22 protein-coding genes are annotated in these 19,781 nt (G+C 75.9%); 9 read left to right on the top strand and 13 right to left on the bottom strand.

The annotated features are described in order from the left end of the window. The first annotated feature begins 65 nt into the window (after positions 1 to 65). Positions 66 to 1,205, top strand: a complete 1,140-nt coding sequence (locus E9565_RS22930) for a hypothetical protein (protein ID WP_304505892.1) — start codon at positions 66 to 68, stop codon at positions 1,203 to 1,205. On the opposite strand, the gene E9565_RS07110 is transcribed toward E9565_RS22930, so the two are convergent. Continuing rightward, positions 1,206 to 1,748: a sugar O-acetyltransferase gene (locus E9565_RS07110; RefSeq protein WP_304505893.1), complete on the bottom strand. Its 543-nt coding sequence runs from the start codon at positions 1,746 to 1,748 to the stop codon at positions 1,206 to 1,208. A 74-nt stretch (positions 1,749 to 1,822) separates the two neighbouring features. On the opposite strand from E9565_RS07110, the gene E9565_RS07105 reads away from it, so the two are divergent. Continuing rightward, on the top strand, positions 1,823 to 3,658 hold the full coding sequence (locus E9565_RS07105; protein ID WP_236826097.1) for a SpoIIE family protein phosphatase: 1,836 nt from the start codon (positions 1,823 to 1,825) through the stop codon (positions 3,656 to 3,658). Here the strand turns inward: E9565_RS07105 and E9565_RS07100 are convergent. From E9565_RS07100 to E9565_RS07085, 4 genes are all read right to left on the bottom strand, one after another. After that, on the bottom strand, positions 3,648 to 4,088 hold the full coding sequence (locus E9565_RS07100) for an NAD(P)H-dependent oxidoreductase (RefSeq protein WP_236826096.1): 441 nt from the start codon (positions 4,086 to 4,088) through the stop codon (positions 3,648 to 3,650). The two genes, E9565_RS07105 and E9565_RS07100, sit on opposite strands and share 11 nt — an antisense overlap. 131 nt (positions 4,089 to 4,219) lie before the next feature. Continuing rightward, positions 4,220 to 4,750: a G/U mismatch-specific DNA glycosylase gene (mug, locus tag E9565_RS07095; protein WP_236834420.1), complete on the bottom strand. Its 531-nt coding sequence runs from the start codon at positions 4,748 to 4,750 to the stop codon at positions 4,220 to 4,222. Continuing rightward, a complete protein-coding gene (locus E9565_RS07090) occupies positions 4,747 to 5,403 on the bottom strand; it encodes a histidine phosphatase family protein (RefSeq protein ID WP_236834419.1) in 657 nt (218 codons plus the stop codon). The genes mug and E9565_RS07090 overlap by 4 nt, the downstream gene beginning before the upstream one ends. Continuing rightward, positions 5,394 to 6,464: a phosphotransferase family protein gene (locus tag E9565_RS07085; RefSeq protein ID WP_236834418.1), complete on the bottom strand. Its 1,071-nt coding sequence runs from the start codon at positions 6,462 to 6,464 to the stop codon at positions 5,394 to 5,396. The genes E9565_RS07090 and E9565_RS07085 overlap by 10 nt, the downstream gene beginning before the upstream one ends. 246 nt (positions 6,465 to 6,710) lie before the next feature. Here E9565_RS07085 and E9565_RS07080 point away from each other — a divergent pair, with 246 nt between their 5' ends. After that, positions 6,711 to 7,166, top strand: coding sequence for an STAS domain-containing protein (locus E9565_RS07080; protein WP_236826092.1), 456 nt, complete (start codon positions 6,711 to 6,713; stop codon positions 7,164 to 7,166). 8 nt (positions 7,167 to 7,174) lie between these two features. On the opposite strand, the gene E9565_RS07075 is transcribed toward E9565_RS07080, so the two are convergent. The 4 genes from E9565_RS07075 to E9565_RS07060 all read right to left on the bottom strand — a co-directional run bounded on the left by E9565_RS07075 (position 7,175) and on the right by E9565_RS07060 (position 9,830). Then, positions 7,175 to 7,408, bottom strand: a complete 234-nt coding sequence (locus tag E9565_RS07075) for a hypothetical protein (protein WP_236826091.1) — start codon at positions 7,406 to 7,408, stop codon at positions 7,175 to 7,177. 40 nt (positions 7,409 to 7,448) lie between these two features. Beyond that, positions 7,449 to 8,744, bottom strand: a complete 1,296-nt coding sequence (locus E9565_RS07070) for a S8 family serine peptidase (RefSeq protein WP_236834417.1) — start codon at positions 8,742 to 8,744, stop codon at positions 7,449 to 7,451. 127 nt (positions 8,745 to 8,871) lie between these two features. After that, positions 8,872 to 9,267, bottom strand: coding sequence for a VOC family protein (locus E9565_RS07065; protein ID WP_236834434.1), 396 nt, complete (start codon positions 9,265 to 9,267; stop codon positions 8,872 to 8,874). 98 nt (positions 9,268 to 9,365) lie between these two features. Further along, positions 9,366 to 9,830 (bottom strand): helix-turn-helix domain-containing protein, encoded by a 465-nt coding sequence (locus E9565_RS07060; RefSeq protein WP_236826089.1) that lies wholly within the window; start codon positions 9,828 to 9,830, stop codon positions 9,366 to 9,368. Positions 9,831 to 9,983: 153 nt separating this feature from the next. Between E9565_RS07060 and E9565_RS07055 the strand changes: the two genes are divergently transcribed. Beyond that, positions 9,984 to 10,127, top strand: a complete 144-nt coding sequence (locus tag E9565_RS07055) for a hypothetical protein (RefSeq protein ID WP_236826088.1) — start codon at positions 9,984 to 9,986, stop codon at positions 10,125 to 10,127. Between the two features lie 46 nt (positions 10,128 to 10,173). On the opposite strand, the gene E9565_RS07050 is transcribed toward E9565_RS07055, so the two are convergent. Further along, positions 10,174 to 10,662, bottom strand: a complete 489-nt coding sequence (locus tag E9565_RS07050; protein ID WP_236834416.1) for a hypothetical protein — start codon at positions 10,660 to 10,662, stop codon at positions 10,174 to 10,176. A 408-nt stretch (positions 10,663 to 11,070) separates the two neighbouring features. Here E9565_RS07050 and E9565_RS07045 point away from each other — a divergent pair, with 408 nt between their 5' ends. The 5 genes from E9565_RS07045 (at position 11,071) to E9565_RS07025 (ending at position 16,100) form a co-directional block, all read left to right on the top strand. Further along, entirely contained in the window at positions 11,071 to 11,946 is an 876-nt protein-coding gene (locus tag E9565_RS07045) for a metallophosphoesterase (RefSeq protein ID WP_236834415.1), read from the top strand. Between the two features lie 87 nt (positions 11,947 to 12,033). Continuing rightward, a complete protein-coding gene (locus tag E9565_RS07040; RefSeq protein WP_236834414.1) occupies positions 12,034 to 12,711 on the top strand; it encodes a response regulator transcription factor in 678 nt (225 codons plus the stop codon). Continuing rightward, a complete protein-coding gene (locus E9565_RS07035) occupies positions 12,708 to 14,150 on the top strand; it encodes a HAMP domain-containing sensor histidine kinase (RefSeq protein WP_236834413.1) in 1,443 nt (480 codons plus the stop codon). The genes E9565_RS07040 and E9565_RS07035 overlap by 4 nt, the downstream gene beginning before the upstream one ends. Next, positions 14,147 to 14,731: a GerMN domain-containing protein gene (locus E9565_RS07030; RefSeq protein WP_236826084.1), complete on the top strand. Its 585-nt coding sequence runs from the start codon at positions 14,147 to 14,149 to the stop codon at positions 14,729 to 14,731. Before E9565_RS07035 ends, E9565_RS07030 begins: the two co-directional genes overlap by 4 nt. 4 nt (positions 14,732 to 14,735) lie before the next feature. Continuing rightward, positions 14,736 to 16,100, top strand: coding sequence for a DUF2254 domain-containing protein (locus E9565_RS07025; protein ID WP_236834412.1), 1,365 nt, complete (start codon positions 14,736 to 14,738; stop codon positions 16,098 to 16,100). 24 nt (positions 16,101 to 16,124) lie between these two features. On the opposite strand, the gene E9565_RS07020 is transcribed toward E9565_RS07025, so the two are convergent. From E9565_RS07020 to E9565_RS07010, 3 genes are read right to left on the bottom strand one after another with little or no spacing between them, the layout of a single operon-like run. Next, positions 16,125 to 16,805: a GPR1/FUN34/YaaH family transporter gene (locus E9565_RS07020; RefSeq protein ID WP_236826082.1), complete on the bottom strand. Its 681-nt coding sequence runs from the start codon at positions 16,803 to 16,805 to the stop codon at positions 16,125 to 16,127. Continuing rightward, a complete protein-coding gene (locus tag E9565_RS07015; RefSeq protein WP_236834411.1) occupies positions 16,802 to 17,284 on the bottom strand; it encodes a hypothetical protein in 483 nt (160 codons plus the stop codon). The genes E9565_RS07020 and E9565_RS07015 overlap by 4 nt, the downstream gene beginning before the upstream one ends. Further along, positions 17,281 to 19,746, bottom strand: a complete 2,466-nt coding sequence (locus E9565_RS07010) for a molybdopterin oxidoreductase family protein (protein WP_236834410.1) — start codon at positions 19,744 to 19,746, stop codon at positions 17,281 to 17,283. Before E9565_RS07010 ends, E9565_RS07015 begins: the two co-directional genes overlap by 4 nt. Positions 19,747 to 19,781: the final 35 nt, after the last annotated feature.

The raw sequence follows: 19,781 nt of genomic DNA, 5'->3' as shown, positions 1-19,781 counted from the left end.
GGCGCCGTGACGACGGACGGGGCCCCGCGCTGAGCACGACCGACGAGGGGGTCGGCCCCCGCGGGGTGGGTTTCGTCGCCAAGGACCCGTGGCACCCGGCCATCCGGCGCGAGCAGATGATCGCCCGCGAGCTGGTCCGGTTGGGACGGCCGGTCAGCTTCCTGCAGGCCCCGGCCGACTGGCGCCGCCTGCGCAGCGAACCGGTCAACTGGTGGGGCCACCTGACGCGGGCCCGGTTCGCGCCCGCGGCTCCGGGCGTCCGCGTCTCCGAGCGCTCCACGGTGCTGCCCGGCGCGCGCGGACGCCTGGCCGAACGGCTCGACGCCGCCCTCCTGGGCACCGTGCTGCGGCGCTCGGGCTGGGACGCCGACGTCACCGCCTTCATGCTGCCGTGGGAGTGGCGCGCCGCGGGCGCCGTCCGCGGGCGCGTGGTGTTCGACTGCACCGACGACTGGGCCCGGCTGCTCCCCCACGCCCGGCGGCTGCCCGACCAGCTCCGCCGGATCGCCGCGGAGGCCGACGAGGTCGTCGTCGTCAACCCGCTGCTGGGCGAGCTCTTCCCCGGCCGCCGGCCGGTGGTGGTGCCCAACGGCGCCGACGCCGGCCTGCTCGCCGCGCCCCGGGTGGCCGAACGCGCCGAGCGGCACGCCGTCTACGTCGGCAGCGTCGCCGAGCGGTTCGACGTCGACCTGCTGCACGGCCTGCTGCGCGCGCTGCCGGACTGGACGTTCGCCGTGCACGGGCAGCTGGTCTTCCCCGACCGGGCACGGGCCGCGGCGGAGCGCTTCCGCGCCCTGGTGGCGGGATCAGGCGGCCGGCTCCGCTACCACGGGCTGCTGCCGCGCGAGCGGCTGGCCGCCGTGCTCGACGCCGCGACGGTGGGGCTGCTCCCCGACGTCCCCGGCCGGGCGCTCGGCCAGTCGTCGATGAAGAGCTACGACTACGCGACGCGGGGGCTGCCGCTGGTCGCCACCGCCGGGCACCTGGAGCTCGCCGCGGAGCTCCCGCCGCACACCGCGCTCGTCTCCGGCCCCGACGAGATGGCCGCCGCCGTGCGCGCGGCCGCGGAGGAACCCGCCGCCCACGGGGCACGGCGCCGGGAGTGGGCCGCCGAGCGCACCTGGTCCCGGCGCACCGGTGCATGGCTGGACGCGGCGCTCGGCCGACCGGCGCCCGTCACCGGGTCGGCGGCCCCCGCCGCCTAGCTAGACCAGGGTGCGGACCACCCGGGCCGGGTTCCCGACGGCGACCACCCCCGGCGGGAGGTCCGCGGTGACGACCGCGCCGGCGCCCACCACCGTGTCGGCGCCCACGGTGACACCGGGCAGCACGACGACCCCGCCGCCGAGCCAGGCGTTGTCGCCGATGGTCACCGGCGCCGCGTGCTGCCAGCCGGCCCGCCGCTCGGCGGGGTCGAGCGGGTGGACCGCGGTGAGCAGCTGGACGTAGGGGCCGAGCTGGACGTGGTCCCCGAGCGTGATGGGGCCGACGTCGAGGAAGACCGCGCCCCAGTTGACGAAGCAGTGGGCCCCGACGCGGATGCGGTAGCCGTAGTCGCAGCGGAAGTCCGACCGGATCGTCGTCCCGCCGCCGACCGCGCCGAGGAGCTCGGCGAGCAGCGCGTGCCGGCGGTGCGGGTCGGCCTCGGCGTTGTAGCGGGACACCAGCGCGGCGGCCCGCCGGGAGTCCGCGGCGAGGTCCGGGTCGTCGGGACGGTACGGCAGCCCGGCCAGCATCCGGTCCCTCATCTCACCCACGCGGGCACGGTAGCCAGAGCCGGCGGCCCCGTGCGGGGAGGACCGGGGCGTCGCGATCAGGGAGGATGGCCGGGACCGGAACCGGAGGACGGCGAGCGGAGAGGAGCAGGGTCATCGGCGAGCTGCCCGAGCCGGACTACCGCCGCGTGTTCGACGCCGCCCCCACGCCGTTCCTGCTGCTCACGCCGGACCTCGTCATCGTGCACGCCAACCAGGCACGGCTGGACGCGACGGCCACCACGCTCGAGGGGACGGTCGGCCGGCACCTCTTCGACGTCTTCCCGCTGAACCCCGAGCACCCGGAGGGCGACGGGCCGGGCAACCTGCGCGCGTCGCTGGAGCGGGCCCGCGACACCCGGCGGCCGCACACGATGGCGATCCAGCAGTACGACATCCGCCTGCCCGACGGCAGCTACGAGGAGCGGTTCTGGAGCCCGCGGAACGTGCCGGTCCTCGACGACGACGGCGAGGTGGTGCTCCTGCTGCACCGGGCCGACGACGTCACCGACTACATCCGCGCACGCGCCGGCGTGGAGGCCGCCCGGGCGGAGGGCCGGCTCGACGACCGGGCCACGCGGATCGCCTCGGACCTGCTGGCCCGCACCCGGGAGCTGGAGCAGAGCAACGCCGAGCTCAGGGCGCTCCGCGAGCGCGAGCGGCGGACCGCACGCTCCCTGGCCGGCCTGGCCCGCACCGTCTCCGCTCTCGCGGCCGCGGAGACCCGGGCCGAGCTGCTGCACCTGCTGGCCGACCGCGGCGGCCCGGGCGTGTCGGCCGATTTCCTGGCCGTCGCGCAGCACCGGCCCGGGTCGACGGAGCTCGCGGTGGTGGACGCCCCCGCCGGATCCGGGCCGGCCCCCCGGCGGTTGCCCGCCGACTCGCCCTCCGCGCCGGCCGTCGCGGCCGCCGGCCGCACCGTGCTGGTGCCCGACGCCCGTTGCTCCACCGAGCCGCCGCCGGCCCCGGGCCTGCGCGCCTGGGCGGCCCTGCCCCTGCGCGCCGGCGACCGGGTGCTCGGGTCGCTGACCGTCGGCTGGTGCCTCCCGCAGCCGCTGGAGGACGACGACGTCCGGGTGCTGCAGGCCTTCGCCGCCCAGTGCGGTCAGGCCCTCGACCGGGTCGCCCGGCTGGAGCAGGAGCGCCGGCAGGCGCAGGCCACCCGGAGCCTCGCCGAGGCGCTGCAGCGCTCGATGCTCACGGACCCGCCACGGCCCGAGGGGCTGGGCATCTCCGTGCGCTACCGGCCGGCCGCGCAGGAGACCCGGGTGGGCGGCGACTGGTACGACGCCTTCGACGCACCCGACGGCGTCACCACCCTGGTCGTCGGCGACGTCACCGGCCACGACCGCACGGCGGCCGCGCTCATGGGGCAGCTGCGGAACGTCCTGCGCGGCATCGCGCACGCCCTCGGCCCCGATCCCGCGCAGGTGCTCGTGGCGCTCGACCGCGCCATGGCCGGGTTCGGGATCACCACGCTCGCCTCGGCGCTGCTGGCCCGCATCGAGCCGGCCGGGCACGGGGAGGGCCGGGTGCTGCGGTGGTCCAACGCCGGGCACCCGCCGCCGCTGCTCGTCGAGCCCGACGGCGCCGTGGAGCTGCTCGAGCGGCGGCCGGACCTGCTGCTGGGCGTGACCCCGGACGCGCCCAGGTCGGCGCACGAGCGCCCCCTGACCCCGGGCGCGACCCTGGTCCTCTACACCGACGGCCTGGTGGAGCGCCGCGGCTCGACGCTCGACGACGGGCTGCACCGGCTGGCCGCGGCGGCGGGCGACCTGCCGGGCCTGCCGGTCGACGCGGTCGCCGAGACGCTGCTGGAGCGGGTGGCGCCGGACTTCTCCGACGACGTCGCACTGGTGGTCTGCCGCGTCCTGCCCCGCTCCGGGGAGCCCGTCAGAGGCTGACCGCGACGGTGGCCGCGAGCTCCCGGCAGGCCTCGAGTTCCGCAGCACCGGGCGCCCCGGTCAGGCTGAGCGGCGCCGCCACCTGCTTCCAGCGCAGGGCCCCGGTGATGCGCTCGATGCTGCGCAGCGCGCCGGCCGTGTCGTCGTTGCCGTGCACGTACACCCCGAACGGCAGGCCGGCGGTCGCCTCCAGGCAGGGGTAGTAGACCGTGTCGAAGAAGTGCTTGAGCGCCCCGGACATGTAGCCGATGTTGGCCGGGGTCCCCAGGACGACACCGTCGGCGGCCAGCAGGTCCGCGGCCCCCGCGGACAGCGCGGGGCGCAGGACCGGCTCGACGTCGTCGACGAGGCCGACGCCATCCCGCACCGCCTCCAGCACGGCCTGCAGGGCCGGCGAGGGCGTGTGGTGGACGACGAGCAGGCGGGGCACCCCGGCATTCTCGTCCCCGGGCCCCCCACCGCGCCTCCGGAGCACCCGGGTGTGAGGACCCCTCGGTCACCCCGGGCCTGGTGCCGCGCCGGGCCATCCGGCCCTGGGACGTCGTCGGCTGGTCCGGCCGGTCAGCCGGCGGCGTCACCGCTTCCCGGGCGCAGCTGCCCGTAGATGCGGGCCAGGTCCGGGAGCTGGACGTGCGCGTTGAGCCCGCTGGGGTTCGGGACCACCCAGGTGACCGCGCCACCCACCCGCTCGGGCTGGCGCCCGGCGACCGCCTTCGGCCGCGCGAACCCCTGCCGCCAGGCGGTGATGCCGAGCACCGCGAGCACCCGGGGCCGCACGCTCGCGACGAGCCGCTCCAGCGCCTCCGCGCCGGCCCGCAGCTCCTCGGGCGCGAGCTCCGCCGCCGTGCGGGTGGGCCGGTCGACCACGTTGGTCACCCCGAGCCCGTACCGCAGCAGCTCAAGGTCCTCCTCCGGGCGCAGCAGCCGCGGGGTGAACCCGGCGAGGTGGATCGCCGGCCAGAAGCGGTTGCCGGGGCGCGCGAAGTGGTGGCCGGTCTCCGCCGACAGCAGCGAGGGGTTGATGCCGCAGAACAGGACGTCCAGGCCGGGCCCGACGACGTCGGGCAGCGGCTTCGCGGACGGAGGGGTCATCGGTAGGTGAGCAGGTGCCGCCGGTCGCCGGTGACGTGCGCGTGGTCGTTGAAGGCCAGCAGCGACAGCCCGGAGGCGCCCGCCAGCACGGAGGTCACCCCGACGTTCACCGCGGCCCGGTTCAGCGCCACGACGCCGTCGGCCCCGGCGCCGAGCAGCCCGGCCACCACCGCGGCGATCACCCCGCCGGAGCTGACGACGACGGCGTCCCGGCCGCGCTCGAGGCCGGCGGCGAGGTCGGCGACGGCCGCGGCCGCCCCCGCCGAGAAGGTCGGCCAGCCGTCGGCGTCGCCGGCCGCGATCCACGAGCGGAGCGCGCCGTCGAGGAGCCGCTGCACCTGCCGGGAGCCGGAGCCCCCCACGGGCTCGCCGTCGTCGGCGGGGTAGCGCTTCAGCAGGTCGAGGTGGTCGTACTCGTCCAGCCGGGGGTCGGGCTCCCCGGCCGGCGGGTAGCCGGCCGCCTCCGCGAGCAGCGCCGCGGTGTCGCGCTGCCGGCGCAGCGTGCCGGAGACCACCTTGGGGTCACGCAGCCCGCGGCGCCGCAGCTCCTCACCCGCGCAGCGGGACTGCTCGCGGCCCAGCTCGCTCAGGACGTCGTAGTCGTCGGCACCGAAGGAGGCCTGACCGTGCCGGACGAGGCAGATCAGCGGCATCCGGCCAGCCGTTCCGCGCGCTGCAGCAGGACGGCGGCGGCGATGCCGAAGTGGGCGAACCGCGGGTTGGTGGTGTGCCCGGAGCGGTACCGCGCCCAGATCTGCTGGATGATCACCGCCAGCCGGAACAGCCCGAACACCTCGTAGAAGGTCCAGTTGCCGGTGCTCAGCCCCGTCCGCTCCAGGTAGCGCGCCACGACCTGCTCGCGGGTGGGCATCCCGGGCAGCGTGCTCGGCTGGGTGGAGACCAGCCCGAACTCCTCGTCGTCGTCGTCGGCGGTCACCCAGTAGGCCAGCGACGCGCCCAGGTCCATCAGCGGGTCGCCGACCGTGGCCATCTCCCAGTCCAGGACGCCGGTGATCCGGGGGGTGCCGGACAGGTCGAGGACCAGGTTGTCGAGCTTCCAGTCGCCGTGCAGCAGGCTCGCCCGCACGTCCTCGGGCTGGTGGGCGGCCAGCCAGGCCATCAGCTCCTCGGCGGGCGGGACGTCGTCGGTGCGCGCGTCGCGGAAGCGCCGGGACCAGCCCTCCACCTGCCGGCGGACGTACCCGGGACCCTTCCCGAGGTCGGCCAGCCCGGCGGCGTCGACGTCGATCGCGTGGAGGTCGGCGAGGGTGTCGTAGGCGGTCTCGCCGAGCGCCCGCGCCTGCTCCGGGGAGAGCTGCACGCCCTCGGGCAGCTTCCGGCCGAGCACGGTGCCGACCAGCTGCTCCATGACGTAGAAGTCGCTGCCGATGACCGCGTGGTCCTCGCAGAAGCCGTGGATCTCCGCGACCACGTCGAGGTGCGGCCGCAACCGCTGCTGCACCCGCACCTCCCGTCCCATGTCGTGCGCCGAGGCCGCCTTGTGCCCGTGCGGGGGCCGGCGGAGCACCAGCCGGGGGTCGCCGTAGTCGAGGAGGTAGGTGAGGTTGCTGGCCCCGCCGGAGAACTGCCGCACCCGGGGCGCGGGCCGACCCTCCAGCGCCGGGACGCGCGGCGCCAGCCACGCGTGCACGGCCTCGACGTCGAAGGTGTCTTCGGGGCGGACCTCACGCAGCCGGTTCGCGTTCTCGCTCATCGGCCCCATCCCACCACGGGGCGCCCCGGCACCCGTCGCCGACCGGAGGAGCGGCGGGTGCCGGCGCGCCGCAGGCCGGGTGGGCAGGGGGACGGTGGCACGACACCCCGTGTTCCAGGGCTGCGCCGTCTCGCTTCACCCGCTAGGGTGAATCCCGAGGTCGAAGCTCCGGCCCACGCACGCCGCGAGGCGCGCTCCCGTGCTACCCGGAGCTGCCTCCGGGGCACATGCCAGGGGGTACCTGCCATGTCACCGCACCCAGACCTTCCCGAGGTCCCGCTCGACCTCGCGCCGGTCCCCTTCCGCCTGGACGTCGACCTGGTGGGCGCCACGGTGGCGGTCGCCGGGGAACTGGACCGCGAGCACGTCCACCTGCTGCTCGACGGGCTCGCCGCGCTCGCGGACGGCGTGCACCGGCCCTGGTCGGTCGACGCCGCCGAGGTCGTCTTCTGCGACGCGGCGGGGTTGCGCGCCCTGGTGACCGCGCACCACCTGGCGCGACGGCACGGGTGCACCCTGGTGGTGGAGCGCCCGAGCCCCTGCCTGCACCGGCTGATCCTGCTCGTCGGGCTGGACCAGATGCTCCACCTGCGCCCGGCCGGGCCCGCGCCGGGACCGGCCGCCGCCGGACGCCGCCCGCTCCCCCACACCGGCCCGCTCCGGGTGGGGCACCCGGTCCGCGCCGTGCCCGCGGAGGTGTGAGACCCGGTCTACTGGACCGGCGCCCCCGGCGGCGGCAGGCGGTGCACCCGCTGCTCGTCGACCGAGGCCACGCCGGTGACCGCGCTCAGCGCGCCGAGGGTGCCCGCCGGCACCGAGCCGGTGATGATGCCGAGCCCGTCGAGGACCTGCTCCACCTGCATCCCGCGGGCGCGCAGCCCCTGCACCACGCCGTCGAGCGCACTCAGGTGCCGGTCGTCCACGGTCACGCTGACCCGGGTCATGCCCCCGACGATACGAGGAACCGGCGGAACCGGGAACGCCTCACCGCGGCGCCAGCACCAGCCCGCTGCCGGCGTCGACCGACGGCTGGAGCAGCCGCTCGCCCTCCTGGACCAGCGTGGCCCACAGCTCCAGCCCCCGCCGCCCGGTGGCCTCGGCCCACAGCGCGGCGACCCCGGCGACGTGCGGCGTCGCCATGCTGGTGCCGCTGATGGTGTTGTACCGGGCGGGCATCGGCCACGCCGAGCAGACGTCCGCCCCCGGGGCGGCGACGTCGACCTGCCCGCCGCGGCCGGGCAGGCTGCGGGCGGAGAACCACGCCGGGGCGAGCGCCTGGTCCAGCGCCCCGACCGCCAGGATCTCCGGGCTGTTGGCGGGGGCGCCGACGAAGCCCCACAAGCCCGCCCGCCGGTCGGCGTTGTTGCCGGCCGCGGCCACGACCAGCGATCCCTGGGCGAGCGCCCGGCGACCGGCCGCCGAGTACGGCGGGTGGGCCTCCGGCACGTCCGCGCCCAGCGACATGGAGATCACCGGGCACCGGTTGGTCACCGCCCAGTTCATCCCGGCGAGGATGCCGGCGTCGGTGCCGCTGCCGTCGTCGCCGAGCACCTTCCCCGCGAAAATCTCCGCCTCGTGGGCGACGCCGTACCGCGGCCCCGACGGCGGGGTGCGGGGGCCGCAGGCGGTGCCGATGCAGTGGGTGCCGTGGCCGTGCCCGTCCTGCGGTCCCTCGCCGGCCACGAAGGACCGCGCCGTGACCGCCCGCCCGGCGAAGTCGGGGTGGGCGAGGTCGAACCCCGTGTCCAGCACGGCGACCCGGATGCCGCGCCCGGACCGGGAGGAGGTGTCGGCGCCGACGGCCCGCACCCCCCACGTCGCCTGCCGGGTGTCCTCGAGGCGCGCCGGCCCGGGGGGCTCCTCGCCCGGGGCGGCCAGGAGGCGGCCGGTGAGGTCCGCGACGCCGTCGCGGTACCCGCGGGCGTAGCTCGCGGCGCCCTCGTCCAGCACGTGGTGCACCAGCTCCGGGGAGACCGAGAGCACCGGCCGGCCCCCGTCCCCGGCCGCCAGCACGCCGACCTGGGCCGGCTCCGCGGCCACGACGGCGATGCCGAGCGCGGCGAAGACGATCGCGGCGGACTCCCGCAGGACCTCCGGGGGGACGAGCCCGTCGGCGAAGTCCCTCGAGTCGGCCACGTCCCGCAGCCCCGCTCGCGCCCAGTCCACCGCACCGTCGTCGTCGGCGAGGACGAGCACCTGGCGGCCCGTGGTGCGGGTCAGCGGGCCGACCGCCCCGTGGCGCACGCTCCCCGGCTCACCGGCTGCCTGCGGATCGATCACAGCTCCCCCTCCGCCTCGTGGCGGACCGCCGCGGCGGCCCTCCCCCGCCGGCCGCCGGGAGCGGCCGGTGACGACAGGCTTCCGGAGAGTGGGCGCCGCCGCCAGCCGACGGCCCCGCCGGAGGGGCTCAGCCGGCGATCACCGCCGGGTCCATCCACATGACCTCCCAGACGTTGCCGTCCGGGTCGGCGAAGCTCGCCCCGTACATGGCGCCGTGGTCCTGCGCGGGGAGCCAGGGCTTCCCGCCGGCGGCGATCGCGGTGGACACCATCCGGTCGACCTCCTCGCGGCTGTCCGCCGACAGGCAGGCCAGCACCGTGGTCGCCTGCGCCGGGTCGCCGACCTCGCCCGCGACGAAGTCGGCGAACCGGTCGCGGGTCAGCAGCATGACGGCGATGTTCTCCTCGATCTGGTAGGAGACCGTCCGGTCGTCGGAGAACTGGTGGTTGCGCCGGAAGCCCAGCGCCCCGTAGAAGGCGTCGGCGCGGTCGCGGTCGGCCACCGGCAGGTTCAGGAAGATCATGCGCACGGGGAGCTCCTCGGCTCGGGGTGGCCCGGCGCCGTCCGCCGGGCTCGCGGGTAGGACGAGCGCGCCGGCGGGAACTCATCGGCCTCGACAGCTCAGGCCCGTTCCGCGCCCGCTCCCGCGGCCCGGGCGCGGACCTCCCGCGGCCCGCCCACCTCGTGGCCGTCGTCGCACACCAGGGCCACCCGCACCGCGGCGCCGCAGTCGCGGTGCTCGAGCACGAGCGGCGGCGGGCCGTCGGCGAGCCAGCGGTCGCCCCAGGCCATGAGGGCGACGAGCGTCGGGTAGAGGTCGCGCCCCTTCTCGGTGAGCCGGTACTCGTGGCGCTGCCGCTCCCCCTCCGCGCGGTAGGGCTCCCGGCTGAGCACCCCCTCGCGGACCAGCGTGGCCAGCCGGTCGGTGAGCACCGCCTTCGGGGCGCCGAGCGCCTGCTGCAGGTCGGCGAACCGCCGGACGCCGAGGAACGCCTCGCGGAGGACGAGCAGGCTCCACTTCTCCCCGACCACGGCGAGCGTGCCGGCGACGGAGCAGCGGGACCGGTCGAACGTGGCGTCGCTCACGGGTGTGAGGATAACCATGCTGGGTTCGCTTGCCGAACCTCGCTCGGTGGAGCAGAGTTCATGCTGCGAACCCAGGAGGCGGACGGTCTCCGGCCGGCCCGCCCGGCCCCCTGCAGCGCTCGCACCACCACCGCTGCTCCGGAAGGACACGCCATGACCCGCCTCCGCACCGTCCTCGCCCGCCGGCACGCCGTCCGCGCGCACCTGCGCGAGGAGCGCGCCCTCGCCCGGGCGCTGGCGACCGCGCCGACCCTCGAGTCCGCGCACGAGATCGCGGCGCTCGGCGCCCGCCGCTGACCGGACCGGCGCCCCTGCCGTCGCGGGGGCGCCACCGGTCCCCGGCTCAGGGACGCACCTCCACCGTGGCGGCGTCCAGGTAGGCATCCCCGTCCCACTCCGCGTAGGGCTCGTCCGGGAGGTCCGTGCCGAGCTCCCGCTCCAGCGCGGCCAGGTCGAACTCCTCGGTGGGCTCCGCGCCGAGGGCGACGACCTGCCCCGGCCGGAGGTCGGGCATCTCGCGCTCCGTGACGACGAGGATCGGCTCGACGTCCTCGCCGGTGAGCGTGAAGGCGACGGGCGAGACGATCCGGCCCACCTCCCCGACCAGGCTGACCTCCAGCCCGGCGTAGGTGTCCAGGTCCTCGCGGAACTCCGCGGTGTAGGCACCGGTGTACGGATCGGCGAGGTCCTCGGGCGGCCGGACGTCGACGTCCACCGCGCCGGCGGCGGGCTCGTCGTCCTCACCGCAGCCCGCGAGCGCGGCGCCGGGGAGCAGCGCGGCCAGCAGGACGACGGGGACCCGTCGGCGGAGGGGCCGCCCCGATCGCGTCACCGCGCTCACCCCTCCGCCGGGGCCGGTGCGGGGGTGACGGGGCTGGTCCGGCTCGTCGGCATGTCGGTGTCCTCTCGGCGGCTCGGAGGTCGCGGCGGTGGTCCGTCCACCGGGGTGCTGCCCAGGCGCGCCCCGGCACATCTGCACGCCGGCGGGTTCGTCACCGCATCGCAAAGGACGACGGCGCCGGCACTGCGGCGCGTCACGCGATCGGCCGCGCTCCGGGCGCCGGACGACCCGGGCCGGCGGCGGTGGGCACCCGCCCTGTGACGACGCCGTGGCGAACCGGTCGCGCGCCGCATGCCCCCGGCAGCCCGGGGCATGACGGGTGCCGCAGCCGCGGCGGGCGGGGTGGCTCCCGCATCCCCCACCCGCTGCGCCACGCCCGCCGACGGGAGGACGCCCACCATGACCTGGCTCACGCGCACCGCTGCCGCTCTCGGTGTGCTCGTCGTGCTGCTGATCGTGTACGGCGTCCTGGTGGAGCCACGCCTGATCCTCGACCGCGAGCGCCTGGAGGTGCCGCTCCCGCAGCTGGCCGGCTCGGCCGGGGGCACCGAGGTCGGGATGGTCTCCGACTTCCAGGTCGGGATGTGGTGGTCCAACGAGGGCATGGTGTCCCGGGCCGTGGAAGAGCTGGTCGAGGCCGCGCCCGACATCGCCCTCCTCGGCGGTGACTACGTCTACAGCGAGGATCCCGGCATCCCCGAGCAGGTGGCGACGGTCATGGACCTCCTCCAGCCCCTGGTCGACTCGGGCATCCCCACCTACGCCGTGCTCGGCAACCACGACTACGGGGCCGGGGCGGCCGAGGAGCTGGCCACGGCGTTCGAGGAGGCCGGGATCACCGTGCTGCGCAACGAGGCCGCCGCGGTGCCCGGAACCGGGGCCGGCGCCGAGGCGCTGCACGTGGTGGGCATCGGGGCGGCGTGGCCGGGCGAGGTGGACGTGGACGCCGCCCTCGCCGAGGTGCCGGAGGAGGCCCCGCGCGTCGTGCTCATGCACAACCCCACGGTCTTCCCCGAACTCCCGGCGGGCACGGCGCCGATCACGCTCGCCGGGCACACCCACTGCGGCCAGGTGGCCCTCCCCGGCACCCCGCGCTGGTCCTACCTCGGCCTCACCGCGGAGGAGGCGATCGTCGCCGACGGCTGGGCGCCGGAGACCTACGGCGCCGAGGGCAACCGCATGTTCGTCTCCTGCGGGCTGGGTTTCAGCACGGTGCCGATCCGGATCAACGCCCCGCCGCAGCTGGTCCTCGTCGAGCTCCGCGCGGACGGGTGAGCCGGGCGCCCCGGCACGCCGCCGCGGCGCTCACCCCGCCGGGGGTCCCGGTGAGTAGTTCCCGGCGGGCTGGGCAGACTGACCGGCATGTCTCGGTCCGTGCTGATCATCGAGGACGACCCTCGGATCCGGCGCATGCTGCAGCTGACCCTGCAGCGGGAGGGGTTGCAGGTCACCGAGGCGGCCACCGGCGAGGAGGGCCTGGCCGCCCTCGCCGAGACGTCGTTCGACGTGGTCCTGCTCGACCTGATGCTGCCCGGGAAGGACGGCTTCGAGGTCTGCCGGGAGATCCGGCGCGCGTCGAACGTCCCCGTCATCATGCTCACCGCCCGGTCGGACAGCCACGACGTGGTGGCCGGTCTCGAGGCCGGGGCCGACGACTACGTCTCCAAGCCCTTCGTCGTCAAGGAGCTCTCCGCCCGCATCCGGGCGCTGGCCCGCCGGACCCGTGCACCCGAGCCGCGCGTGCACCTCACCGTCGGCGACCTGGAGGTCTCGCCCACCGAGGGCACCGTCACGCGCGACGGCGAGCTGCTGAACCTGACGCGCACCGAGTTCCGGCTGCTCTGCGAGCTCGCCACCGACCCCGGCCGGGTGCTCAGCCGCGAGGAGCTGCTCGAGCGGGTGTGGGGCTACGACTACTTCGGCGACTCCCGGCTCGTCGACGTCCACATCCGCCGGCTGCGGAAGAAGATCGAGCCCGACCCGTCGAACCCGACCCTGGTGACGACCGTCCGGGGCATGGGTTACCGGGTTCCTGGGTGACCGCGCCGGCCGGCGGGGCCGCCGCCCCCGCCGCGGGCTCCCCGCCGGTTCGGCGCCCGCCCTACCGGCTGGCCACCCTGCGGGCGCGGGCCACCGCGGCGTTCGCCGCCGTCACCCTGCTGCTGTCGACGGTGCTGGCGGTCGCCGTGTGGGTGGCGGTCTCGCAGTTCCTCCTCGTCCAGCGCGAGCGGGTGACCCTGGTGCAGACCTCCGACAACGCCGCCCAGGTGCAGCGCTCGCTGGCGACCGAGGGCCTCGACGTCGCCCAGGTCCTCGCCCAGCTGCCACGGGAGACGGGGTCGACGTCGCTGCTCGTCGACGACGGCGCCTGGACCACCACGTCGCTGCTGGTCGGCCGCGACGACCTGCCCGAGGAGCTGCGCGAGCAGGCCGTGGCCGGCACGCCGGTCCGGCAGCGGATCGAGCTCGACGCCGAGACGGTGATGGCCGTCGCCGTGCCGCTGGCCGAGCTGGGCTCGGCCTACATCGAGGTGTTCCCGCTGGGCGAGCTCGACCGGACCTACCGCGTGCTCGCCACGGTGCTCGCGGTCGCGGTGCTCGGCTCGGTGCCGCTGGCGGTGGTGGTCGGCTGGTGGCTCACCGGCCCCACCCTGCGCCCGCTCGACCGGATCTCCGCCGCGGCGGCCGCCGTGGCCGGCGGCGCGCTGGACACCCGCATCGACCCGCGTGGGGACCCGTCGCTCGCCCCCATCGCGGCGTCGTTCAACCAGACGGCCGAGGCGCTCGAGCAGCGGGTGCGCAGCGACGCCCGCTTCGCCGCCGACGTCAGCCACGAGCTGCGCAGCCCGCTGACCACGATGATGGGCGCCCTGGACCTGGTCGAGGCCACCGCCGACCCGGGCGACGCCGAGCAGGCAGAGGCGCTGGGGCTCCTCCGCTCCGAGGTGGAGCGGTTCGAGCGCCTGGTCGCCGACCTGCTGGAGATCTCCCGGGCCGACGCCGGCAGCGCCGACGTCGCCCTGGAACCCGTGCAGCTGTCCGCGTTCACCCGGGAGGTCGCCGCCCGGCACCGGCTGGACGGCGCCACCGCGGCCCTGCTGACCGTGCACCCCGACGCGGAGGGGGTGCCGGTGTGCGCCGACAAGCGCCGCCTGGAGCGGGTGCTCGGCAACCTCCTGGACAACGCCGACAAGCACGGCGGCGGCGTCACCGGGATCGCGGTGACGCGCGCCGGCGACCGCGCACTGGTGACCGTCGACGACGCCGGCCCGGGGGTGGCCGCGGCCGAGCGCGACCGGGTCTTCGAGCGGTTCGCCCGGGGCGCGGGGAGCGTCCGCACCAGCACCGAGGGTTCCGGGCTGGGCCTGGCCCTCGTCGCCCGGCACGTCCGGCTGATGGGCGGCACGGTGCACGTCGAGGACGGCCCGGACGGCGGCGCCCGGTTCGTCGTCTCCCTGCCCGTGGAGGCCGGGCCGTGAGGGCGCTGGCCGTCGCACTGTGCGTCCTCGCGGTGCTCACCGGGTGCGGCGTGGACCCGCAGCCGCAGCCGGAGCGCATCGCCGTGCCCACCGCCCCGCCGGGCACCGCCACGCCGCAGGCCGACGACGCCGGGCCCGAGGTCGTCGTCTACTTCGTGCGCGGGGCCGACCTGGCGCCGGCCCCCCGGGCGACGCGGGCCGCCACCCCGGAGAACGCCGTCACCCTGCTCGCGACCGGCCCCACGCGGGCGGAGGTGATCGGCGGCCTGCGCACCGCCGTGGCCCCGCAGTCGATCGTCGCGGACGAGGGCCTGCCCGGCGGCATCACCGCGGTGAACGTCACCGAGGAGTTCGCCGGCATCACCGGCGGCAACCAGCTGCTCGCCGTCGCCCAGGTCGTCTGGACGCTGACCGAGCTGCCCGGCACCGCCCGGGTGCGCTTCCTGCTCGACGGGAGGCCGCTGGAGGTGCCCACCGACGTCGGGCTCTCCGACGGGCCCGTCGGCCGTGACCAGTTCCAGTCGGTGGCGCCGCCCGGCACCACCCCGACCCCGGGCCCCGGCCCGTCGAGCGAGGACTGAGCCCGTGCACGAGATCCACCCCGTCCGCCGCCTGTGGCGGTCGATGCGCAGCGCCCTGTGGCCGATCCCGCTGCTGACGCTCGTGCTCGCCGTCGCGCTCGGTATCGGGATGCCGGTCGTGGACCGGCTCCTCGGCACCGGTGGCCCGGGATCGCCGTTGGGCTTCGTGTTCGGGGGCGGCCCGGCCGCGGCCCGCGACCTGCTGTCGGCGATCGCGGGCTCGCTGATCTCCGTGACCGGCGTCATCTTCTCGCTCACGGTCGTCGCGCTGCAGCTGGGCAGCAGCCAGTACTCCCCCCGGCTGCTGCAGACCTTCGCCACCGACCGCGTGGTCCAGTACACGCTGGCGCAGCTCACCGGCACCTTCGTCTACGCGCTCACGGTGCTGCGGACGGTGCGGACCGCGGAGGCTGCGGCGGGTGACGACTCCTTCGTGCCGCGGGTCTCGATCACGCTGGCGTTCCTGTTCGCCCTCGGCAGCGTCGTGGCCCTCGTGGTCTTCCTCGGCCACCTGGCCCGCTCGCTGCGGGTGGAGACGATGCTGCGCGACGTCCACGCCGAGGCGACCCTGGCCGTCCGGGACGAGGAGGAGCCGGAGGACACCCCCGTCCGGCCGGAGGGCCGGGCCACCCAGCTCTTGGCGACCCGCAGCGGCTTCGTCGTCCGCGTCGACGCCCAGCGCCTGGTGCGAGCGGCCCGCGACGCGGGTGTGGTCCTCGCCCTCTCCCCCCGCACGGGCGACGCCGTCGTCGCCGGCACGCCGCTGGCCGAGGCCTGGCGGCGCGAGGGCGGCGTCGACGGCGACCCCGGGGCGCTCCGCGACGCGGTGAACGAGGGCGTCACGCTCTCCTACGAGCGCAGCCCCGAGCAGGACCCGGCCTACAGCCTCCGCAAGATCGTCGACATCGCCGGCCGGGCGCTGTCGCCGGGGATCAACGACCCGACGACCGCCGTCCACGCGCTCTCGCACGTGTCGGCGCTGCTCGGTGACCTCCTCCCCCGCCGCAGCAGCCTGCGCGCCTGGCGGGACGAGGACGGCGTGGTGCGGCTGCTCGTGCCGCGGTGGACCGCCGAGGAGCTGCTCTCCCTGGGCCTGGAGGAGCCGCTGCAGTACGCCTCGGGGCAGCCGGCGGTGCTGCGCCGGATCGCCGGGCTGCTCCACGAGCTGGCGTGGCGGGTGCGCGGCGAGGGCTTCGACTCCTCGCTGCGCGCCCTGCTCGACCGGACCGTGGACCAGGCGCTGGAGAGCACGTCGATCGGCAGCCGCGAGACCGACGCCTGGCGTGCGGCGGTCGAGGAGGCCCTGGCCGGCCGGTGGTCGCCCGCCCGGCGGCTCAGCCCCCGATCGCCGGCCGGGGAGGCCGGCTGACCGCCGCTGGACGCCGGAAGGTCCTCACAGCTGCGGGCGGACCCCGGCCTCCTCGATCAGCCGCTGCGGGGCGAGCGGCCCCTCCCCGGACATCGCGGCGCGGCCGGGGCCGTGGCGGCCCAGCGGGAGGACGGTCTTCTCCTGCGCCCCCTCCAGCTCCAGGGCCAGCGCCGCGTAGGCGGCGAGGACCGCCAGGGCGAGCCCGACCCAGCCCGCGACCGTCTCCCAGGCGTCGGACCCGCTGACCTCGTGGATGCCGGTCACGACGAAGCGGGTGCCGGCCAGCGCCATCACCGCGGCCGGCACGATCTTGCTGCCCGCGGCCGCGGCGGCGGGCACCAGCATGGCCAGCCCCGCCACCGCCAGCAGCACGCCCAGGCCGTCACTGGTCGAGCCCGGCGGGGTGGTCAGCGTGGTGACGCCGGCGATCGCCCAGGTGCCGCTGAGCAACCCCATGCCGGTGGCCGCCACCGGGTCCCTGGTGAGGAAGCCGAGGACCGAGGCCAGCAGCTGCAGCGGCACGGTGGCGACGAGCGCGGTGTAGCCCGCCACCCGCCCCTCGTCCGGCGGGATCCAGCCCAGCTGCACCGCGCTGAACATCGTCGTGGCCAGCGCCAGGGCCAGGAAACCGAGCGGGAGGGGGGTGGCCAGCGGGCGCAGCACGATCCGCGTGCCGGCCGGGGACGTCGCGCCGTCGGTGCTCAACTGACCAGCACCTGGGTCGCGGACTCCTTGAGCTTGGCGTTGGCCCAGCGGACCTGGCGCAGGGTGTCGGGGTGGCAGCGCTCGGCGAGCTCGAGCAGCTCCTTCTTCCGCGCCCCCTGCGCCCCCTGGGCGAGCAGCTCCCAGTCCAGGGAGGTGCCCGAGGCCTCGCGGTAGATGTGCCGCAGGTCGGCCAGCAGCAGCATCCCGGGGGTGCTGCTGCGCCCCAGCAGGTCCGATGCCTTCTGCCGCGCCTTCTCCAGCACGGTCGGGTCGCCCTTCGGCTCCGGTTCCAGGTCGAGCCCGAAGTCACCGCCGATCCGGGCCAGCGCCCGGACGTGGTCCTGCGACCAGCGGGCGATGTCGCGGGCCACGTGGAAGACCTCGTGGTCGGCCTTGTGCCGGTCCGACATCGCCAGCAGCGCGCCGGCGAGGTGGTTCTCCGAGCGGTGCAGCTCCTCGATCGCCAGGTGCAGTTTCACCGGTCGCCTCCGGCCACGGTCGCCAGCTCCTCGGTGCACAGGGCGGCGTCGCCGCCGGTGGTGGGTGGGACGCCGTCGGTCACCGGCCGCGAGCCGGTGGTGGTCGGCGCCGGGGACGGACCGTCGGCCTTCTCCAGGCGCTTCACGGCCGCGGCCGCGGTCTTGAAGATCGGCTGCTTGGAGCACGGATCCCAGTCGGTGATGGTCAGCTCGTTCGCCGCGCGGCCACGCTTCCCGCCCGGCTCGTGGCCGCCGGGTGCGTCCCAGTAGCCGTAGTGGAACGGCAGGAAGACCACCCCGGGGCGGATCCCGCTGATCCGCAGCTTCGCCTCGACCCTCCCGCGGGGGGTGCTGATCTCGAGCACGTCGCCCTCGGTGAGGCCGCGGTCGGCCGCGTCGCTCGCCGCCATCTCGGCCCACACCTCCGGCGCCGCCCCCTGCAGCTGCGGCGCCCGCCCGGTCTTGGTCCGGGTGTGGAAGTGGTAGAGGGTGCGCCCGGTCATCAGCTGGAAGGGGTGGTCCTCGCTGATCACCTCGTGCGGCGGCACGTACTCGGCGGCCTTCAGGACCGCCTTGCCCGACGGGTTCATCGCCTTGTACTCGACCGGGGACAGCGGCGCCCCGGTGACGAGGTCGCGGCCGTAGCTCTCGCAGTAGCTCGGATCGGACCAGAACTGCCCGTCGACGTAGATGCGCTCCGTCCCGTCCGGGTGCTCGTCGTTGCACGGCCACTGGATGCCGCTGCCCCCGCGGAGCTTGTCGTAGGAGAGACCGGTGTAGTCGCAGGGCCGGCCGCGGGTGCACTCCTTCCACCCCTCGAACGCCTCCTCGGGCGTCGACCACTTGACCAGCGGTGCGCCGTCCTTGTCCTTCAGGCCCAGGCGGTGGGCGAAGTCGAGGAAGATGTCGAGATCGGGCCTGGCGTGCCCCGGCGGCTCGACCGCCTTCTCCGACAGGTGCACCGTCCGGTCGACGTTGGTGAAGGTGCCGGTCTTCTCGCCCCAGGTGGCGGCGGGCAGCACGACGTCGGCGAGCTGGGCGGTCTCGGACAGGAAGATGTCCTGCACCACGAGGAAGAGCCGCTCCTGGGCGAGGACCTCGCGGATCCGGCCGAGCTCGGGGAGGGAGACGGCGGGGTTGGTCGCCTGCACCCACATGAACCGGATGGAGCCCTCCTCGGCGTACCGGAACATCTGCATGGCGTGCGTCGGCGGCGAGTAGTGCGGGATGTCCATCGGGTCGACGTTCCACACCCGGGCGAGGTCGGCGATGTGCTCGTCGTTGGACCAGTTGCGGAAGGCCGGCAGGTCGCCGTCGGCGCCGCACTCGCGGGTGTTCTGCGCGGTGGGCTGGCCGTTCATCTGCAGGATCCCGCAGCCGGGCTTGCCGAGCATGCCGCGGACGATGTGGATGTTGTTGACCTGCACGGCCGCCGCCGTCGCCTGGTTGGCCTGGTAGAAGCCCTGCAGCACCGAGGACACGAGCCGCTCGGCGGTGCCGATGACGCGGGCGGCCTCCCGGATCCGCTCGACCGGGACGTCGCAGACCTCGGCGGCGAGCTCGGGCGGGTAGTCCCGGACCCGCTCGGCCAGCTCCTCGAAACCGACCGCGTGCTGCTCCACGTAGCCGGCGTCGACCCAGCCGTTGCCGATGACTTCGTGCAGCAGCGCGTTGGCCAGCATGACGTTCGTGCCCGGCCGCGGGGCGAGGTGCACGGTGGCGTGCCGGGCCACGGGGGTCTCCCGCGGGTCGATGCAGACGACCTTCGGCGGGTTGGGGCCGGCCAACCGGTCCAGGATGCGGGTCCAGAGCACCGTCTGGGTCTCGGCCATGTTGTGGCCGTACAGCGCGATGACGTCGGCGTGGTCGATGTCGGTGTAGGAGCCCGGCTGCCCGTCGCAGGCGAAGGACTCCTTGAGCGCTGCCGCGGCCGTCGCGGTGCACAGCCGGGTGTTGCCGTCGACGTGGTTGGTGCCGATACCACCGTGGGCGATGAGCCCCAGGGTGTAGTACTCCTCCAGGAACAGCTGCCCGGTGGTGTAGAAGCTGATCGCGCTGGGCCCCTGCTCGGCCAGCAGCTCCCTGCACCGGCCGGCGACCGCGTCCATCGCGGTGTCCCAGTCGGTCTCGACCAGCTCGCCGTCGCGCCGGATGAGCGGTTCGGTGAGCCGGTCGGGCGAGTTGTTGGCCTGCCAGCCGAAGAGGTCCTTGGGCCCCAGCCGGCCGTGGTTCACCCGGTCGACGGCGCGGCCGCGGACGCCGACGATCCGGTCGTCCTTCACGGCGATGTCCAGGCCGTCCCCGTTGGAGTGCAGGATCGTCGCCGACTGCACCCAGCGGTCGACGTCGGCCTCGGTGAGCCCGTCGGCGAGGTGGCTGTCCACCCGGGTGGGCCACTGCTCGCCGGGCCCGTACGGGGTGCGGGTGCCCCAGGGCTCGGCGATCCGGTCGATGCGCGTCACGTGCGTCCTCCGGGAGGTCGGGGTCGTGCTGGGAT

The organism is Blastococcus sp. KM273129 (genome assembly GCF_021698995.1).
GTDB lineage: Bacteria > Actinomycetota > Actinomycetes > Mycobacteriales > Geodermatophilaceae > Blastococcus.
The sequence above is the reverse complement of the archived record's forward strand: the minus strand, read 5'-3'. Positions and strand labels throughout refer to the sequence as shown.

Excerpts from the sequence above, each read along its gene's own strand:
- E9565_RS07080 (WP_236826092.1), top strand. The coding sequence starts at position 6,711 with ATGTCACCGCACCCAGACCTTCCCGAGGTCCCGCTCGACCTCGCGCCG.
- E9565_RS07065 (WP_236834434.1), bottom strand. The coding sequence starts at position 9,267 with ATGATCTTCCTGAACCTGCCGGTGGCCGACCGCGACCGCGCCGACGCC.
- E9565_RS07075 (WP_236826091.1), bottom strand. The coding sequence starts at position 7,408 with ATGACCCGGGTCAGCGTGACCGTGGACGACCGGCACCTGAGTGCGCTC.
- E9565_RS07055 (WP_236826088.1), top strand. The coding sequence starts at position 9,984 with ATGACCCGCCTCCGCACCGTCCTCGCCCGCCGGCACGCCGTCCGCGCG.
- E9565_RS07110 (WP_304505893.1), bottom strand. The coding sequence starts at position 1,748 with ATGAGGGACCGGATGCTGGCCGGGCTGCCGTACCGTCCCGACGACCCG.
- E9565_RS07045 (WP_236834415.1), top strand. The coding sequence starts at position 11,071 with ATGACCTGGCTCACGCGCACCGCTGCCGCTCTCGGTGTGCTCGTCGTG.
- E9565_RS07090 (WP_236834419.1), bottom strand. The coding sequence starts at position 5,403 with ATGCCGCTGATCTGCCTCGTCCGGCACGGTCAGGCCTCCTTCGGTGCC.
- E9565_RS07085 (WP_236834418.1), bottom strand. The coding sequence starts at position 6,464 with ATGAGCGAGAACGCGAACCGGCTGCGTGAGGTCCGCCCCGAAGACACC.
- mug (WP_236834420.1), bottom strand. The coding sequence starts at position 4,750 with ATGACCCCTCCGTCCGCGAAGCCGCTGCCCGACGTCGTCGGGCCCGGC.
- E9565_RS07040 (WP_236834414.1), top strand. The coding sequence starts at position 12,034 with ATGTCTCGGTCCGTGCTGATCATCGAGGACGACCCTCGGATCCGGCGC.
- E9565_RS07105 (WP_236826097.1), top strand. The coding sequence starts at position 1,823 with ATGGCCGGGACCGGAACCGGAGGACGGCGAGCGGAGAGGAGCAGGGTC.